Below are 15,913 nucleotides of genomic sequence, written 5' to 3'. Positions count from 1 at the left end.
GAGTCGGTCAGCGCAGGCGGCCCACGCCGCGCGGTCGGCCGACGACCTGCCCGGCGTCCGGGGACACGAGCGGCTCCTGGCTCGCGGCGATCCAGCCGCCCTCGGCGGCACCGTCCTCGCCGGGAGCGTCCTCGCGGACCAGCAGCTCGGCGTCCACGGGCACCGTGCGCTTGAGCAGCGCCAGGGCGACGGCGCCCGCCTCATGGTGCTGGGCCGCGGCGGTGACCGTCCCCACCGGACGGGCGGCGGCGCGGGCCTCGGGCGTGTCCTCGGCCGGCCGGAGGATCACGGGGGCACCGTGCTCGGGGAGCGCGTGGACGGAGCCGTCCAGGAGCAGGCGGGTGAGGCGGCGGGGCGGGCGGCCCAGGTTGTGCACGCGCGCCACGGTCTCCTGACCGCGGTAGCAGCCCTTCTCGAGGTGCACGGCGGTGCGCAGCAGGTCCAGCTCGTGCGGGATCGCGCGGTCGTCCACGTCGAGGGCCCGGCGGGGGCGGCCGGCCTCGATGCGCAGCGCCTCGGCCGCCGTCGTGCCCGCCAGGGACCAGCCCGCGAGCACGCCCGTGCCGAGCGCGCGGACGGTGGCCTCGAGGTCGGCCCGGGTGACGAGGTACTCGCGCCAGGACCAGTCCGCACCCGGGTGGGTCGCCGGATCCGGATCGGCCGTGTAGGCCCAGCCGCCCGCCCCGACGCGCGGCCACGGGTCCAGCCACACGGTGCGGTCCTCCCAGCCGGGCACGGGCGCGGTGGCGCCCACGACGGCGACCGCCCCGGTGTGGTCCCGCAGCGTGACGTCGTGGGAGAAGCGCATCGAGGTGAGCCACGCGGCCAGGCCCGGGCCGTCCTCGCGGTCCGTGACGAGCCAGGCCGCGGCGCCGTCCTCGAGCAGGTGGGCGGCGTGCTCGATCCGCCCCTGCACGTCGAGGAAGAGGATCTCGGTGCTCGTGCCGGGGGGCAGCGTCTCGACGTGCTGCGTGCCGAGCGTGTGCAGCCAGCTCAGCCGGTCCGGGCCGGACACGGAGAGCACGGCCCGGTGGGAGAGGTCGACCAGGGCGCGGCCCCGGGCGAGGGCGCGCTGCTCTGGCAGGGGGCGACCGTAGTGCGCGGCGACGCCGGCGTCCGGGCCGCGGCCCTCGACGGCGCCGCCGGCCGGCCCCTGCGGCTCGGCCACGGCCAGGTCCAGCAGCGGGCTGCGGGAGGCCGTCACGACTGCTCCCCGCGAGCCCCGCGAGGACGCTCGGCCCCCGGGGCGAGCCGACCCTCGGCCGCGCTCGGCATGCGGTCCAGGATGGCGGAGGCGTGCGCCTCGAGCTCGGCGCCCGCGGCGTCCGCGACGTCCCAGCGCCAGAACAGCTGCCCGTTCACGAGACCGGCCATGCGGGTGGCCCGGTGGTACGGGCCGGCGGCGGAGCCGCGCAGGACCGCGTCCGTGGCCAGCTGAAGCTGCGGGCCCTTGATGCGGCCGTAGTACAGCTCGGACAGCGAGCCCGGATGCGTGATGGTGGCGGTCAGGCCGAAGCCCTCGTCACCGGCGCGCAGCCGCTCGACGTCCTCGGCGGAGCGGAACGCGGGGACGATGTCCGCCGGGCGCATGCCGGGGCCGACGTCGCCGTCGCGCCGCGCCCGGTCCACCTGCCAGAAGCCGGACTCCACGGTCAGCGGACGCAGCAGCGTGCCGTCCGCCTCGCACAGCCACGACTCCGCGCGGTACTCGACGAACGGCAGACCGTGCTCGGTGAAGTCCACCCGCTGGTAGAAGATCTCGGTGCCGGCGGAGCCGTCGCCGAGGCGGCCCTGGCCCTCCCAGCTGCCGATGAGCCAGGACAGGGGCGCGAGCTCGGGGGTGAGGTCGTACGGGAGTTCAGTCGCCATGGCAGATCACGGCGCGGCCCGACAGCGGGCCGCGCGTCCTCAGCGCTGGCCCTTGAAGAGGCCGCTGATGACGACCGCGGCGACGGCGGCCATCCCCAGGCCGGCCAGGACCACGAGGGCCAGGTAGAAGATCTCGAGCGCAAGAAGGGTATCCATGCGGGACATCCTACCGAGCGGGCCCGACCTGTCAGGCCAGGAAGCCCACCATGACGTGCGCCACCACGCCGGCCGCGCCCACGGGCGCCAACGCGAGGGCGTAACCCGCCCGGCGCGGGCGCAGGGTGGTGCCCACCGGCCGGTCCTCGGGTCGCGGCCGCGACGACGGCGCCGTGGCGGCGGTCAGGGACACCAGCACGGCCACCGCGAGCGCCGCGGCCGTGACGGCCGGCCGGTCCCGGGCGCCCACGCCGGCCAGCGCCGAGACGGGCCAGGCGAGCACCGTGCCGAGGGGGATGACGACGAGCGCCAGGACTCCCGGCCGGCCCTGCATCCACGGGGTGAGGCCGACGAGGGAGACCGCGGCCACCGTGACCGCCAGCGTGATGACCAGCCCGGCGACCGCAGGGGTGTCGCTCCAGCGTGAGACGGCCACCCAGCACGCCGTCACGACGGCCATGAACGCCCCGCCCATCGTGGCGACGGTGGACTCGAGGCGCAGCGGCCGGCCGGTCCCGCGCACCAGCTGGACGACGAACGAGGCCATGGTGCTCCAGGCGACGACGACGGCGAGCGGCTCGAAGAGCGTCCAGGCCCCGCTGTGGCCGTCCTCGAGCGGCGGCCACAGCAGCATGAGCAGCACCGCGATGCCCCCGGCGACGGCCAGGGTGACGCTGAGCGAGAGGCGCGCGGGCGCCCCCATCTGCCGCGGCCAGCCCCAGGCGATGACCAGGATCACGACGGCGGCGGCGAGGGCGGCGGGGACCGGGCCCAGCAACGCGGCACCGCCCAGGACGAGGGCGGCGACGGCCGCACTCAGGGCCATGGACAAGCGCATCACCTGCCCCATCCTGCCAGGTGCGCACCGGCTGGGCCCTGGGCGGGCGACGGCGGGGCGCACCTCGCGGGCCACCGTCCTCCTTCCGTAGGGTGGCCGGCATGGCCGAACACCCCACCCCCACGACCTCCGACGCCGACGGCATGCCGCGCGTCGTCACCCCGCGCCCGGAGGAGGCGAGCGCCGTCCTGGACCTGGCCGACCGTGCCGGGGCGGCGGACGGCCATCCCCCGCTCTCGGACCAGACGCGCGTGCTGCTCGCCCGCGGCGGGCAGCTCTGGTGGGGGGCCACCCGGGGCACGGACGGGGCGATCGACGGGGCGGCCGTGCTCGTGCCGGAGGGCGCGGCGGCCGTGCTCGAGCTCGTCGTCGATCCGACCGCACGCCGCACCGGACGGGGGACCGTCCTGGCCGACGCCGCGGCCGCCGCGGTCCGGGACCTGGCGCGGGAGGCGACCACGAGCGTCTGGGCCCACGGCATGCTCCCGGGGGCGGTCCGGCTCGCCCGGCGGCACGGCCTCGAGCCCGTCCGCGAGCTGCGCCGGATGCGCCTGTCGCACGCGGCGCTCGCCGCCCTGCCGGAGGTGCGGCTCGCCGACGGGGTGGCCCTGCGCGGCTTCGTCCCCGGCCAGGACGAGCAGGCCTGGCTGGACGTGAACGCCGCCGCCTTCGCGGACCACCCCGAACAGGGCAGCCTGACCCGCGCCGACCTCGACGACCGCATGGCGGAGGACTGGTTCGACGCCGACGGCCTCCTGCTCGCCGCCCGCGAGGCGGACGGGCGGCTGCTCGGCTTCCACTGGACGAAGGTGGAGCCGGATGCCGGAGCCGACGGCCCGCGCGTCGGGGAGGTGTACGCCGTGGGCGTCTCCCCCGACGCCCAGGGCCTCGGCCTCGGTCGGGCCCTGACGCTGGCGGGGCTGCACCGGATGGCGGAACAGGGAGTCGACGTCGTGGACCTGTACGTGGACGCGGACAACACGGCCGCCGTCGCGCTCTACGCGTCCCTCGGCTTCGAGCTGTTCGCCGCCGACGCCCAGTACCGCCGCCCCTGAGACCCTCGGGCGGGGGCCGGCCGGGCACATCCCGGCGGCCTCGTATCCTGGTGTGGCCGGCCCCCGCGGGGTCGGCCACGCCCCGTGCCCTGCCCCAGCAGTCGTCGCGGCCGCCGCACCCCGAGAGGAACCCGCCCCATGCCCTCGTCCCACGCCGACCGCGTCGCCCGCTGGTCCACGGAGGACCGTGTCTCGGAAGGCCCCCGCGCCGAGGTGCTGGCCGCCGGCATGCTGCCGTGGCGCCGCGTGCCCGGCGGCCTCGAGGTGATGGTGATCCACCGGCCCCGCTACGACGACTGGTCGTGGCCCAAGGGCAAGCTCGATCCGGGTGAGACCCTGCCGGAGTGCGCGGTGCGCGAGCTGCGCGAGGAGGTCGGCCTCGAGCTGCGGCCGGGCATCCCGCTGTGCGTGACGGCGTACGAGGTGCCCGGCAAGCGGGGCGCACGTCAGAGCAAGGAGGTCTGGTACTGGGCCGCCGAGGTCGACGGCCAGCGCGCCCTCCCCGACGGCGACGAGGTGGACGAGGTCCGCTGGGTCGGGCCGGACGAGGCCCGGCGGCTGCTGACGAACGACTCGGATCACGAACCGCTCGACCTGCTGCTGCGTGCCGCCTCCCGGGGGCGCCTGCGGACCGTGCCGCTGCTGGTGCTGCGCCACGCCAAGGCCAAGCCCCGCTCCTCGTGGTCCCGCGCCGAGCAGGAGCGCCCGCTGGCGGCGACGGGCCGGCGGCAGGCGCTCGCCGTCGAGGGCCTCGTGTCGGCCTGGCGGCCGGAGCGGCTGGTCTCCTCCCCGTGGCGCCGCTGCGTGGAGACGCTGGCCCCGCTCGTGAAGTCCAGCCGGCTGCCGCTGAAGACCAAGGGCGCGTTCACGGAGACCACGGCCCGGGAGAAGCCCAAGAAGACCCGCAAGGTGATGGCCGAGCTCATGGGCCGCTCCCGGCCGCTGGTCGTGTGCACGCACCGGCCGGTGCTGCCGACCCTGTTCGAGGTGGTCGAGGACGCGGCCGCCGGCCAGGCGGACCGCGTGCTGCGGGCCCTGCCGACCGAGGATCCGTGGCTGCGGCCCGGCGCTGTGCTGGTGGCGCACCGCGCGCTCGACCTCGACGGCGACGTGGTGGCCGTCGAGGTCTACGACCCCTGGGACGACTGAGCCGCCCGCGCCGGCCTCGGCCCGCACGACCGGGCCACCGTTGAGCGGGCCCGCCCCCGGCCCTAGGCTCGGGTCATGGAGAACACCGCCGCCCAGAGCCAGCCCGAGAAGATCGTCCACGAGCGCCTCACGGTGACCCGGGACCCGGACCGTCAGCGCTTCGAGCTGCGCCAGGACGGGACCTTCATCGGGTTCCTCGGCTACGACCAGGAGACCGTGCGCGGCGCGGACGGCGAGGACACCGTGGTCCTGCGCCTGCAGCACACCATCATCGACGAGCAGTTCGGCCGCCGCGGTTATGCCCGCGCCCTCGTGACCATGGTCCTGGACCGGCTGCGCGCGGAGGGTGACCGGATCGTGCCCGAGTGCTCCTACGTGGAGGACTACCTGCGCCGCTACCCCGAGTACCAGGACATGGTCTTCCACGGCTGACCGGGGGCGGGGCCCTGCCCTGCCGGTACCCGCCTCCGCCGGGCCGTCGACGACGCTCAGCGCGTCCGCTCGGATCGCTAGAGTGGGCCGGGTGAGCATCCCCACCCCCTACGAGGACCTCCTCGCCGACGTGATGGCCCACGGGGCCGTCAAGACGGACCGGACCGGCACGGGCACGCGCAGCGTGTTCGGCCGCCAGCTGCGCTTCGACCTGGCCGAGTCCTTCCCGCTGATCACGACCAAGCGCGTGCACTTCAAGTCGGTCGCGCTCGAGCTGCTGTGGTTCCTGCGCGGGGACTCGAACGTGCGGTGGCTCCAGGAGCGCGGCGTGCGGATCTGGAACGAGTGGGCGGACGAGGACGGCGAGCTCGGCCCCGTCTACGGCGTGCAGTGGCGCTCGTGGCCCACCCCGGACGGGGGCCACATCGACCAGATCGCCAAGGTCGTGGAGCAGATCCGGACGAACCCCGACTCGCGCCGGCACATCGTCACCGCGTGGAACCCCGCCGAGGTGGACGAGATGGCGTTGCCGCCGTGCCACGCGCTGTTCCAGTTCTACGTCTCCCCCGGTCAGGACGGCGCCCCCGGGCGGCTCTCATGCCAGCTCTACCAGCGCTCGGCGGACCTGTTCCTCGGCGTGCCGTTCAACATCGCCTCGTACGCGCTGCTCACGGTGATGGTCGCGCAGCAGACCGGGCTGACTCCCGGCGAGTTCGTGTGGACCGGCGGGGACGTGCACATCTACGCGAACCACGAGGAGCAGGTGCGCGAGCAGCTCTCCCGCGAGCCGTACCCGTACCCGCGGCTGCGGCTGCGGCGCACCCCCGCGTCGATCTTCGACTACGACTACGAGGACTTCGAGGTCCTCGACTACCGTCACCACCCCACCATCACGGCGCCGATCGCCGTCTGAGCCGAGGATGCGCAGCGACCCCATGAGCCGGGCCACCCGTCCCACCGAGCCCGTGATCGCCATGATCTGGGCCCAGACCCCCGAGCGCGTCATCGGTCGCGACGGCACCATGCCGTGGCACGTCCCGGAGGACCTCGCGCACTTCCGGGCCCACACGCACGGCCACCCCGTGATCATGGGCCGGCGCACGTGGGAGTCGTTCCCGGCGCGCTTCCGCCCGCTGCCCGGGCGCACGAACATCGTGGTCTCCCGCACCCTGACGGCCACCGAGGAGGCCGGCGCGGAGCTGCGGGCCGCGGGCGCCGTCGTCGTGCCGGACTTCGGGGCGGCCCTGGCCGCCGCGGCCGAGGCCGACGGCTGTGACACCGTGTGGGTGATCGGCGGGGCGACGCTCTACGAGCAGGCCCTCGACGTGGCCTCGCGCGCCGAGGTGACCGTGATCGACGCCGACGTCGACGGCGACACGCACGCCCCGCTGCTCGACGCCCGCTGGCGGCGCACCGCCGTCGAGCCCGCCCCCGACGCGTGGCTGGACTCCGCCTCCGGCCCGCGCCACCGCTTCGAACGATGGGAACGCGACTGACATGGCCCCGACCGACTCCGACCAGCGTCTGCTCTCCCCGCAGGCGGTCTCGTTCCTCGCGCTCGTCGTCCTGCCCGTGCTGGCGTTCGTGTGCGCCGTGTTCGGGCTGATCCTCGTGCTGCAGGGCAAGACCATCGCCGGGCTGGTGTTCCTGCTCGTGCTGACCCAGGTGTTCGCCGTGGGCGGTCTCATCGCGTGGAACAAGCGGAAGCGCGCGCAGCAGGGCCGCTAGCCTGGAGGGCATGACTTCCGCTGCCCCCGCATCTGTGAACGCCCCCGACGCGGCCGCCGTGCCCACCGTGGGCCTGGTCGGCTGGCGCGGCATGGTGGGGTCCGTCCTCCTGCAGCGCATGGCCGAGGAGGGCGACTTCGCCCGTATCCATCCCGTCTTCTTCTCCACGTCCAACGCCGGCGGTCCCGCGCCCGTGCTCGAGGGCATGGCCGGTGACCCGGGCGTGCTCCAGGACGCGTACGACGTGGACGCGCTCAAGGCCCTGCCCGTGATCCTCACCGCGCAGGGCGGGGACTACACGCAGGCCGTGTACCCGAAGCTGCGCGCCGCCGGCTGGGACGGCATCTGGATCGACGCCGCCTCCACCCTGCGCATGGCGGACACCTCCGTGATCGCACTGGACCCCGTGAACCGCGGCGTGATCGACGCCGCCCTGGCGAACGGGACGAAGGACTTCATCGGCGGCAACTGCACCGTCTCCTGCATGCTCATGGGCCTCGGTGGCCTGTTCAAGGCGGGCCTGGTCGAGTGGGGCACCGCCATGACCTACCAGGCGGCCTCCGGCGGCGGTGCCCGGCACATGCGCGAGCTGCTCATCCAGTACGCCGAGCTGGGCGGCGCGGTGCGGGCCGAGCTGGCCGATCCGGCGTCGGCGATCCTCGAGATCGACCGCAAGGTGATCGAGCTGCAGCGCGACGGCCTGGACTCGACGCAGTTCGGCGTGCCGCTGGGCGGCTCGCTGATCCCCTGGATCGACTCCGACCTGGGCGACGGCGTCTCCCGCGAGGAGCGCAAGGCCTACGACGAGACCAACAAGGTGCTCGGACTGACCGGGGCGGACCGGATCCCGTTCGACTCGCTGTGCGTGCGGATCGGCGCCATGCGCTCCCACTCGCAGGCCCTCACCCTCAAGCTCACCCGGGACGTGCCGCTGGACGAGGTCGAGCAGATCATCGCCGCGGACAACGAGTGGGTGCAGGTGGTGCCGAACACCAAGGAGGCCACGGTCACCGACCTGACCCCGATCGCCGCGACCGGCACCCTGCAGATCCCCGTCGGCCGGCTGCGCAAGCTCAACATGGGTCCCGAGTACCTGTCGGCGTTCACCGTCGGCGACCAGCTGCTGTGGGGTGCGGCCGAGCCCGTGCGCCGCATGCTGATGATCGCCACCGGCAACCTCTGAGCCGCGACGCCGGCGCGGCGGCGCGCACCCGGCCCAGCCCCGGCCCCCGTACCCGGCCCCCCGCCCCCGGCCCCCGTTTTCGTTCGGGAAACGGCGGGTGTTCGGTCGTTGTCGTTCGGGAAACGGCGCCCGCCCCGCCAAGGGGCGCCGTTTCCCGAACGAAAGCACTCCTGAGGGCGCCGTTTCCCGAACGAAAGTGAGGGGTCAGAGGCTGGTGCCGATGATCATCGGCTCGGGGTGCAGCTCGACGCCGAAGCGTTCGCGCACGCCGTCGCGCACGGTGCGCGCGACCGTCAGGACGTCCTCGGTGGTCGCGTCGCCGCGGTTGGTCATGGCGAGGGTGTGCTTCGTGGACACCGACGCGCGGCCCCCGGCCAGGCCGGTGCCGTCGGCTCCGCGGCCGTCCGGCCCGCCCTCGCGGGGGGCGACCTCGGGCAGCCCGAAGCCCTTCGCGAAGCCCGCGCGATCGATCAGCCAGGCCGCCGAGAGCTTCACGAGCGGCGTCCCGTCCTCGGCCTGGCCGGCGGCGAACGCCGGGGCGCCGTCGGGCAGGGAGGCCCGCACGGACGCGGGCACGATCGGGTTTGTGAAGTAGCTGCCCGTGGACCACGTGTCCGGGTCCGCCGGATCGGACACCATCCCCTTGGCGGCGCGCAGGGCCAGCACCTCGCGGCGGACCACCGCGAGCGGGGCATGGGCGCCCTCCTCGACGTCGAGCGCGGCCGCCAGCTGCCCGTAGCGGACCGGCGCCGTCGGCTCGGCGTCGGAGGAGGCGCGACGCAGCCGCAGGTCGATCGAGAGCACGATCCACCGGGGACTCGGCGCGCCGGTCTCCAGCATGGAGCGCTTGATCACGGAGTCGCGGTAGCCGAAGCGCAGGTCCGCGGGCGTCAGCTCGACGACGTCGCCCGCCTCCCGGTCCCACGCGCGCAGGGCGACGAGCACCTGCGAGACGTCCGCGCCGTACGCGCCGACGTTCTGCACGGGCGTCGCGCCGGCCGAGCCCGGGATGCCCGAGAGCGCCTCGATCCCGCCGAGCCCGTGCGCCACGGTCCATGCGACGGCGTCGTCCCACGGATGGCCCGCCGCGACCCGCACGACGACGGCCTCCCCCTCGTGGTCCGCGAGCCGGGCCCCGTCGCCGACGGGCGGCGCCTCACCCTCGCCGGGCACCGGCCCGTCCAGCACCCCGATGCCCTCGAAGGCCAGCCGCACGACGGTGCCGGGGAAGCCGGAGTCCGCCATGAGGGTGTTGGAACCGCCGCCGAGGACGAACAGGGGCTCGCCCGCCGCGTCGGCGGCGCGCACGGCCTCGATCGCCTCAGCCTCGGTGCGCGCGGTGACCCACGCGCGCGCGGGCCCGCCGACGCGGGTGGTGGTGTGGTCCGCCAGCCGCTCGCTCACGCGCTCTCCCCCGCGGGGTCGGCCAGGCGCACCACGGCCTGCGCCTTGGTCAGCACGCGCGGCTTCGCCGCGTCCGGGTTGGTGACGTTCAGGTCGATCCGCACCGTCCCGGCAGCCTCGTCCACGGCGCCGACCGTGCCGACGACCTCGAGCGTGGCACCGGGGACGGGCGCGCCGTCGTCGTCCGTGCGGACCGTGGTGTCCGCGACGGGCACCATGCCGGTGAAGCGGGTCTGGTAGTCGACGACGGCGCCCGGGTCGCCCGCCCAGTCCGAGACGAGCTGCACGGCCGCGCCCATGGTGAGCATCCCGTGGGCGATGACGCCGGGCAGGCCGACGTGCTCGGCGAACGTCGGGGACCAGTGGATCGGGTTGCGGTCGCCGGAGGCACCCGCGTAGGCGACGAGGTCAGCGCGGGTGAACGTGACGGTGCGCGTGCCGACCACCTCGCCCCGGGCGAGGTCGGACAGGCGGGGGGCGGTGCTCATCAGGACTCCTCTCCCCGGACCAGCAGGGTGGACGTGACGGTGGAGACGGGTGCGCCGTCCAGATCCGCGATCTCTGTGACGGTGGTGACCATGCGGTTGCCGCCGAGGGACTTCACGGCCTCGACCCGCACGGTCGCCACGACCTCGTCCCCGGCCACCAGCGGGCGGTGGTGGACGAAGCGCTCGTCCGCGTGGACCACGCGCGAGAAGTCGATGCCCAGCTCGGGATCGGCGACGACGGCGGCCTCGGCGCGCTGGGCGATGACGACGGCGAAGGTCGGGGGGGCGACCAGGTCGGCGTGTCCCAGGGCCCGGGCGGCCGCGACGTCGTGGTGCGCGGGATGCTGGGCCTGCACGGCCTCGGCGAAGCCGCGGACCGCCTCACGACCGACCTGGAAGGGGGGCGCGGGCGGATAGCTCCGCCCGGCGACGTCGGGGTTCACGCTCAACTCGGGCCTCCTGCGGGACGGTTCTCGACTGCCGTCCAGCCTAACGGCCGGGGCGCCGCTCCCCCTGCCGGCGGGCGGCCTGGCGGAAGCGCACGAGCTGAGCGGACAGGTGAACGGCGACGCCCGCGCCGAGCACGCCCAGGGCGGTCCCGGAGACGGCGAGGCGTCCGGTGGTGCCGCCGACGACCGCCAGCACGATGCCCACGAGGAACAGCGCGGAGCCGGTCAGCACGAGGGTCCGGTACAGCCGGGAGCCGTGCTCCCACGGGGAGACGAAGCCGCGGGGCGCGGCGGTGCCGCGGGTGGGCTGGTGGGCGGGGCGACGCGTGGACATGCCCGCCAGGCTACCGGGGCGACGGACGGGCCCCGGAACGCGAAAGGACCCGGCCCCTCCGAGGAGGTGACCGGGTCCGTCCGATTCCGTAGCGGCGGGGGGACTCGATCCCCCGACCTCACGATTATGAGTCGTGCGCTCTAACCAGCTGAGCTACGCCGCCACGACACGAGAACGCCCGCACTCACGGTTTTCACGCCGCGAGGGCGGGCTCTCATGTCAGAGCCCCGACCGGGAATCGATCCCGGGACCTCCATCTTACCAAGATGGCGCTCTACCACTGAGCTATCGGGGCAACGAGGTGAGACTCTACCAGGGCCCCGGGGCCGATGCAAAATCGGCCCCGGTCACGGCCTCCGGCGGGGTCGGCACCCCGGCGGAATCAGCGGCGGGCGCCCCGATCCGAGCGCTCCTGGGCGCCCCAGCGGGGCTTGCGGCCGCCGGGGCGTCCCCTGCGGTCGCCACGGAAGCTGCGGTCGTCCCGGTCCTTGCGGAAGCCGCCACGATCCTCGCGGGAGCCGCGGTCGTCCCGGTCCTTGCGGTACCCGCCGCGCTGGCCGCCGTCGCGGTCCCCGCGGAAGCCGCCGCGCTCGCCGCGCTCGCCGCGGTCCTTGCGGAAGCCGCCGCGGTCCTCGCCGTCGCGCTCGGCGCGGGTCGGGCGACCGGTGTCCTTGCGCAGGCCGAGGCGACGGCCGTTGATCTCCGCGTTGGCCGCGGCCTCGAGCTGGGCCGAGGTCAGGTCCGCCGGCAGCTCGACGAGCGAGTGGTTGCCGCGCAGGTCGATCGCGCCGATGGCGGAGGCGGGCAGGCCCACCTCGTTCGCCAGCGCGCCCACGATGTTGCCCGGCCGCACGCGGTCCTGGTGGCCGACGGCGATCCAGTACGTCGCGTTGCCGGCCGCGGGCTCCCGGGCCGGGCCACGCGAGCCGCGGCCGTCACTCGTGCCGCGCTCACGGCCGCCGTCGCGCCCACCCTCGCGGCCGCCGTCGCGGTCCTTGCGGCCGCGGGCGCCGCCGAACGGGATCTCCTGCTCGCGGGCCAGCAGCGGGCGGCCGCCCTGGGCCATCATGCCCAGTGCGGCGGCCACGCGCGCCGGCTCGGCCTCGTGCTCGTCGACGTACGCGGCGACGATCTCACCGAACACCGCCAGCTCCTCCTCCGAGGCGCGCTCGAGGGTGCGGGTGATGCCGTCGGCGAAGCGGCGCTTGCGGGCCGCGTTGACGTCGGCGACGGAGGGCACGGCCATCTCCTCGACCTGCTGGCGGGTGGTCCGCTCGATCTGCTTGAGCAGGAAGCGCTCACGCGGGGTCATGAAGAGCACGGCGTCGCCCTGTCGGCCGGCGCGGCCGGTGCGGCCGATGCGGTGCACGTAGGACTCGGCGTCCTGCGGGATGTCGTAGTTGACCACGTGCGAGATGCGCTCGACGTCCAGGCCGCGGGCGGCGACGTCGGTGGCCACGAGGATGTCCACGCGGCCGGCCTTCAGGTCCTCGACGGTCTTCTCGCGCTGCTTCTGGGCGATGTCGCCGGAGATGGCCACGGCCTTGAACCCGGCGCGCGTGAGCTTCTGGGCGAGCTCCTCGGTGCCGGCACGGGTGCGCACGAAGGCGATGACGCCGTCGTGCTCCTCGGTCTCGAGGATCCGGCTCAGGGCCTCGAACTTCCACTGGTGGCCCACCTGGAGGTAGCGCTGGCGGATGGTGGCGGACGTCGTCGACTGACGGGCGACGGCCACCTCCTCCGGGGCGTTCAGGTACTGGGCGGAGATGCGGCGGATGGCCGGGGGCATGGTGGCGGAGAACAGGGCGGTCTGCTTCGTGTCCGGGGTGGAGGCGAGGATGCGGTCCACCTCCTCCGCGAAGCCCATGCGCAGCATCTCGTCCGCCTCGTCCAGCACGAGGGTCTGCAGGTCGGAGAGGTCCAGCGAGCCGCGCTCGAGATGGTCGATCACGCGGCCCGGCGTGCCGACGACGACCTGCGCGCCCCGGCGCAGTCCGGCCAGCTGCGGGCCGTACGGGGAGCCACCGTAGACGGCGAGCACGGAGACGTCGTCGAGGTGCTTGGCGTAGCTGTCGAAGGCGTCGGCCACCTGGAGGGCGAGCTCGCGGGTCGGGGCGAGCGCGAGCACCTGCGGGGTGTCCGCGCGCCCGGTCACGTCCGTGGTCTCGGCGAGGCGGGACAGGGCCGGCAGCGCGAACGCGCCGGTCTTGCCGGTGCCGGTCTGGGCCAGGCCCACGACGTCGCGGCCGTCCAGCAGCAGCGGGATGGTCGCCTCCTGGATCGGCGAGGGGCGGGTGTAGCCCAGGTCCTCGACGGCGGCCAGCACGCGGGCGTCCAGGCCGAGGTCCAGGAAGGTGGGGCCGGCGGGCCCGGCCGGGGCCTCGGGGGCGGCGGGCTCGGCGGCGTCGACCTGCGGGACGGTCCCGGTGGCCTCCTGCTCCGCCTCGGCGAGCTCGGGGGCGACCTCGGCGGTGGTCTGGGGATCGAGGATGTCGGACATGGGTCCTCCTGTGGGGATGCGCGGGCGCACGCCGGAGGACGTCGGTCGCGGGTCGACGTCGTGGGGCGCAGGGGCCAGCTGGGTCAGATGATTCCGTCCACCCGGCAGCCCCCGAGGGCCACGACGTTCGTGACCCGCACACACATCTGCACAGACATCTGCAGTCCGGCGTGGCACACGCGTCCACGCTCATTCATCACAGGGGGAGAGACCGGATCCGGTCCGCCCAGTCTACGCCACCGGATCCCGGGCCGGGCTGTGCCCTCGGACACCCCGGCCGCGCACCGGCCGGGGCGATAGGCTCGGCAGGTGCCCCAGAACAGCGAAGACCGCCCCCTCGCCCGCGGGCTCGGCCGGGCCGCCGGCCGTGCCGCCCAGTCCTTCCGGGAGAATCAGCGGGCCGACGACGCACGGCTGCGCGCCGAGCGCGCCCGCCTCACCGCCGAGGACGAGGAGCGCCTGGAACGGCGCCGCGCGGACCGCGAGCGCGACCTGGTCGCGCGGGACGCGGCCGAGTCCGATGCCGGCCTCGTCCACCCGCTCCTGAAGGTCGCGCGCCTCTACTGGCTCGCGGTCACCGTGGTGCTGGTCGGCATCGCGGGCGCGTTCCTCTGGAACGGGGCCCGCGCACAGGACAGCGGCGAGCCCGTCATCGATCCGCTCACCGGCATGGAGTCGGTGGGCGTGCTGGGCGGCGCGACGGGGCAGTTCACGATGGGCACCGCCGTCGCCCTGCTGGCCGCGGCGTCCCTGTGGGGCTGGATCGGTCTGCTGCGCCGCCGTCGTTCGGCGATCGGGACCCTGACGTTCATCGCCGTCCTGCTGGCCGCCCCCGCGTTCCTGCGGGCCAACGGCCTGCTGATCATCCTCGCCGTCGTGATGCTCCTGGGCGCCGCGCTCGTCTGGCTGCCGCCCGTGCGCTCGCGCGTGCGGCGCTGAGCCCGCGCGTCCCGCCCCCGCCGCCGGGCGGCGGCGCCGCTCAGTCCTCCACGGGACGGGCGGAGGCGACGACGGGCCGGGCCGTGGCGAGGTCGTACTCCATGACCTGACGGCCGCCGATCCACACGCGCAGGGCCCGCTGCATGACATCGAGCGGGTCGCCGGACCAGAGCACCAGGTCGGCATCCTTGCCCACCTCGAGGGAGCCGATGCGGTCGTCCAGCCCGAGCACGCGCGCGGGATGCAGGGTGATGGCGCGCAGGGCGGTCTCCCGGTCCAGGCCCTCCTTCACCGACAGCGCCGCCTGGTAGACGAGGAAGTCGATGGGCACCACCGGGTGGTCGGTGATGATGCTGATCTCGACGCCGGCCCGCGCCAGACGGCCCGGGTTGCGCATCGAGCGGCCCCGCAGCTCCGGCTTGGACTTGGTGGTGAACAGCGGGCCGATCAGCACCGGCACGCCGCGGGCCGCGAGCTGGTCGGCCAGCGGGTGCGCCTCGGTGCCGTGGTCCAGGACGAGGTCGTAGCCGAACTCGTCGGCCAGGCGCAGGGCGGTGGCGACGTCGTCGGTGCGGTGGCAGTGCTGGCGCCAGGGGATCGTGCGCTCCAGGACGAGGGCGAGGGCGTCGAGGTGGGGGTCGCGGGTGAAGGGCTTGTCCTCGCGCTCGGCCTCCGCGCGGCGGGCCATGTAGCCCTGCGCCCGCAGGAACGCCTCGCGGATCACGAGGGCGGTGCCCAGCCGCGTGGACGGGGTGCGGCCCTTCTCCTTGTAGACGTTCTTGGGGTTCTCGCCGAGGGCGGACTTCACGCCCGAGGGACTGCGCAGCACCATCTCGTCCACGGTGCGTCCGTGGGTGTGCAGCGCCACCGCCTGGCCGCCGATCGGGTTGCCCGAGCCGGGGTTCACGTTCACGGTGGTCACCCCGCCGGCCAGGGCGTCCTTCCAGCCCGGCTCGTTCGGGTCGACGGCGTCGATCGCCCGCACCCCGGCCATCACCGGGTCCGTCATCTCGTTGACGTCCGCGGTCGCACCGACCTCGCCCTCGGCGTGCATGCCGAGGTGGACGTGGGCGTCCACGAAGCCGGGCAGCAGCCAGCGCCCCTCGCAGTCCACCACCTCGGCGCCGTCGGGCGCCTCGACGTCGGGGCCGAGCGCGGTGATGCGGCCGTCCTCGACGAGCAGGGTGCCGTCGAACGGCTCGGCGGCGATGGGGACGACATGGGCGTTGACGAAGGCGGTGAGGGTCATGCCCGTCACACTACGCCGCCGGGTGCTCCCCACCCGTGCGCTAGGGCATGTCTGACAATCGTTTGGACCATGCGATCACAGCATTCAGGACCACAGCGGACCGGTAGACGATCGCGTACTTGTCATACCGGGTCGCCAGG

The 15,913-nt window shown here is 74.8% G+C and carries 17 protein-coding genes, 2 tRNA genes and 1 pseudogene; 8 read left to right on the top strand and 12 right to left on the bottom strand.

Going from position 1 to position 15,913, the window contains the following annotated elements; all coding sequences use genetic code 11:
• Nucleotides 1–7 precede the first annotated feature (7 nt).
• From ygfZ to ACZ1IK_RS04275, 3 genes are all read right to left on the bottom strand, one after another.
• Nucleotides 8–1,204 (bottom strand): CAF17-like 4Fe-4S cluster assembly/insertion protein YgfZ, encoded by a 1,197-nt coding sequence (gene ygfZ / locus ACZ1IK_RS04285; RefSeq protein WP_095694872.1) that lies wholly within the window; start codon nt 1,202–1,204, stop codon nt 8–10.
• The gene (locus ACZ1IK_RS04280; RefSeq protein WP_036337900.1) at nt 1,201–1,869 is read right to left on the bottom strand and encodes a nitrobindin family protein; all 669 of its coding nucleotides are present in this window, start codon (nt 1,867–1,869) and stop codon (nt 1,201–1,203) included. Before ACZ1IK_RS04280 ends, ygfZ begins: the two co-directional genes overlap by 4 nt.
• Nucleotides 1,870–2,056: 187 nt before the next feature.
• A complete protein-coding gene (locus tag ACZ1IK_RS04275) occupies nt 2,057–2,863 on the bottom strand; it encodes a hypothetical protein (protein ID WP_230594474.1) in 807 nt (268 codons plus the stop codon).
• A 101-nt stretch (nt 2,864–2,964) separates the two neighbouring features.
• Here ACZ1IK_RS04275 and mshD point away from each other — a divergent pair, with 101 nt between their 5' ends.
• The 7 genes from mshD (at nt 2,965) to asd (ending at nt 8,410) form a co-directional block, all read left to right on the top strand.
• A complete protein-coding gene (gene mshD, locus ACZ1IK_RS04270; RefSeq protein WP_041103567.1) occupies nt 2,965–3,918 on the top strand; it encodes a mycothiol synthase in 954 nt (317 codons plus the stop codon).
• A gap of 138 nt (nt 3,919–4,056) precedes the next feature.
• The gene (locus tag ACZ1IK_RS04265; protein WP_041103568.1) at nt 4,057–5,067 is read left to right on the top strand and encodes an NUDIX hydrolase; all 1,011 of its coding nucleotides are present in this window, start codon (nt 4,057–4,059) and stop codon (nt 5,065–5,067) included.
• Between the two features lie 75 nt (nt 5,068–5,142).
• Nucleotides 5,143–5,499, top strand: a complete 357-nt coding sequence (locus tag ACZ1IK_RS04260; RefSeq protein WP_041103569.1) for a GNAT family N-acetyltransferase — start codon at nt 5,143–5,145, stop codon at nt 5,497–5,499.
• A gap of 82 nt (nt 5,500–5,581) precedes the next feature.
• On the top strand, nt 5,582–6,412 hold the full coding sequence (locus ACZ1IK_RS04255; RefSeq protein ID WP_002854751.1) for a thymidylate synthase: 831 nt from the start codon (nt 5,582–5,584) through the stop codon (nt 6,410–6,412).
• A 22-nt stretch (nt 6,413–6,434) separates the two neighbouring features.
• Nucleotides 6,435–6,995 (top strand): dihydrofolate reductase, encoded by a 561-nt coding sequence (locus ACZ1IK_RS04250; protein WP_044659551.1) that lies wholly within the window; start codon nt 6,435–6,437, stop codon nt 6,993–6,995.
• A 1-nt stretch (nt 6,996) separates the two neighbouring features.
• Nucleotides 6,997–7,227 carry an NF038396 family protein gene (locus ACZ1IK_RS04245; protein ID WP_070708542.1) on the top strand — a complete coding sequence of 77 codons (231 nt, stop codon included), beginning with the start codon at nt 6,997–6,999 and terminating at the stop codon, nt 7,225–7,227.
• 10 nt (nt 7,228–7,237) lie between these two features.
• Nucleotides 7,238–8,410, top strand: a complete 1,173-nt coding sequence (gene asd, locus ACZ1IK_RS04240) for an aspartate-semialdehyde dehydrogenase (RefSeq protein WP_044659549.1) — start codon at nt 7,238–7,240, stop codon at nt 8,408–8,410.
• A 204-nt stretch (nt 8,411–8,614) separates the two neighbouring features.
• On the opposite strand, the gene ACZ1IK_RS04235 is transcribed toward asd, so the two are convergent.
• The 7 genes from ACZ1IK_RS04235 to ACZ1IK_RS04205 all read right to left on the bottom strand — a co-directional run bounded on the left by ACZ1IK_RS04235 (nt 8,615) and on the right by ACZ1IK_RS04205 (nt 13,585).
• Nucleotides 8,615–9,814, bottom strand: coding sequence for a UDP-N-acetylmuramate dehydrogenase (locus tag ACZ1IK_RS04235; protein WP_044659548.1), 1,200 nt, complete (start codon nt 9,812–9,814; stop codon nt 8,615–8,617).
• On the bottom strand, nt 9,811–10,302 hold the full coding sequence (locus ACZ1IK_RS04230) for a MaoC/PaaZ C-terminal domain-containing protein (protein ID WP_044659547.1): 492 nt from the start codon (nt 10,300–10,302) through the stop codon (nt 9,811–9,813). The genes ACZ1IK_RS04235 and ACZ1IK_RS04230 overlap by 4 nt, the downstream gene beginning before the upstream one ends.
• Nucleotides 10,302–10,751 (bottom strand): FAS1-like dehydratase domain-containing protein, encoded by a 450-nt coding sequence (locus tag ACZ1IK_RS04225; protein WP_002854745.1) that lies wholly within the window; start codon nt 10,749–10,751, stop codon nt 10,302–10,304. Before ACZ1IK_RS04225 ends, ACZ1IK_RS04230 begins: the two co-directional genes overlap by 1 nt.
• A gap of 40 nt (nt 10,752–10,791) precedes the next feature.
• Nucleotides 10,792–11,085, bottom strand: a complete 294-nt coding sequence (locus ACZ1IK_RS04220; protein ID WP_041103577.1) for a hypothetical protein — start codon at nt 11,083–11,085, stop codon at nt 10,792–10,794.
• Between the two features lie 89 nt (nt 11,086–11,174).
• Nucleotides 11,175–11,248, bottom strand: a tRNA-Met gene (locus ACZ1IK_RS04215).
• Between the two features lie 60 nt (nt 11,249–11,308).
• Nucleotides 11,309–11,380 (bottom strand) — tRNA-Thr (locus ACZ1IK_RS04210).
• Between the two features lie 87 nt (nt 11,381–11,467).
• Nucleotides 11,468–13,585, bottom strand: coding sequence for a DEAD/DEAH box helicase (locus ACZ1IK_RS04205; protein ID WP_044659546.1), 2,118 nt, complete (start codon nt 13,583–13,585; stop codon nt 11,468–11,470).
• Between the two features lie 309 nt (nt 13,586–13,894).
• On the opposite strand from ACZ1IK_RS04205, the gene ACZ1IK_RS04200 reads away from it, so the two are divergent.
• Nucleotides 13,895–14,524, top strand: a complete 630-nt coding sequence (locus ACZ1IK_RS04200; RefSeq protein WP_044659545.1) for a hypothetical protein — start codon at nt 13,895–13,897, stop codon at nt 14,522–14,524.
• A gap of 40 nt (nt 14,525–14,564) precedes the next feature.
• Here the strand turns inward: ACZ1IK_RS04200 and ACZ1IK_RS04195 are convergent, their stop codons facing one another.
• Nucleotides 14,565–15,773: an amidohydrolase gene (locus tag ACZ1IK_RS04195; RefSeq protein ID WP_044659544.1), complete on the bottom strand. Its 1,209-nt coding sequence runs from the start codon at nt 15,771–15,773 to the stop codon at nt 14,565–14,567.
• 40 nt (nt 15,774–15,813) lie between these two features.
• A pseudogene (locus ACZ1IK_RS04190) lies at nt 15,814–15,913 on the bottom strand (IS5/IS1182 family transposase); the annotation flags it as partial.

It is taken from the genome of Micrococcus sp. CS26 (assembly GCF_055522295.1).
The sequence above is the reverse complement of the archived record's forward strand: the minus strand, read 5'-3'. Positions and strand labels throughout refer to the sequence as shown.

What these genes read in the sequence shown, in the direction of transcription:
- ACZ1IK_RS04280 (WP_036337900.1), bottom strand. Translation starts at nt 1,869, where the DNA reads ATGGCGACTGAACTCCCGTACGACCTCACCCCCGAGCTCGCGCCCCTG.
- ACZ1IK_RS04275 (WP_230594474.1), bottom strand. Translation starts at nt 2,863, where the DNA reads ATGCGCTTGTCCATGGCCCTGAGTGCGGCCGTCGCCGCCCTCGTCCTG.
- mshD (WP_041103567.1), top strand. Translation starts at nt 2,965, where the DNA reads ATGGCCGAACACCCCACCCCCACGACCTCCGACGCCGACGGCATGCCG.
- ACZ1IK_RS04265 (WP_041103568.1), top strand. Translation starts at nt 4,057, where the DNA reads ATGCCCTCGTCCCACGCCGACCGCGTCGCCCGCTGGTCCACGGAGGAC.
- ACZ1IK_RS04260 (WP_041103569.1), top strand. Translation starts at nt 5,143, where the DNA reads ATGGAGAACACCGCCGCCCAGAGCCAGCCCGAGAAGATCGTCCACGAG.
- ACZ1IK_RS04250 (WP_044659551.1), top strand. Translation starts at nt 6,435, where the DNA reads ATGAGCCGGGCCACCCGTCCCACCGAGCCCGTGATCGCCATGATCTGG.
- ACZ1IK_RS04245 (WP_070708542.1), top strand. Translation starts at nt 6,997, where the DNA reads ATGGCCCCGACCGACTCCGACCAGCGTCTGCTCTCCCCGCAGGCGGTC.
- asd (WP_044659549.1), top strand. Translation starts at nt 7,238, where the DNA reads ATGACTTCCGCTGCCCCCGCATCTGTGAACGCCCCCGACGCGGCCGCC.
- ACZ1IK_RS04230 (WP_044659547.1), bottom strand. Translation starts at nt 10,302, where the DNA reads ATGAGCACCGCCCCCCGCCTGTCCGACCTCGCCCGGGGCGAGGTGGTC.
- ACZ1IK_RS04220 (WP_041103577.1), bottom strand. Translation starts at nt 11,085, where the DNA reads ATGTCCACGCGTCGCCCCGCCCACCAGCCCACCCGCGGCACCGCCGCG.
- ACZ1IK_RS04205 (WP_044659546.1), bottom strand. Translation starts at nt 13,585, where the DNA reads ATGTCCGACATCCTCGATCCCCAGACCACCGCCGAGGTCGCCCCCGAG.
- ACZ1IK_RS04195 (WP_044659544.1), bottom strand. Translation starts at nt 15,773, where the DNA reads ATGACCCTCACCGCCTTCGTCAACGCCCATGTCGTCCCCATCGCCGCC.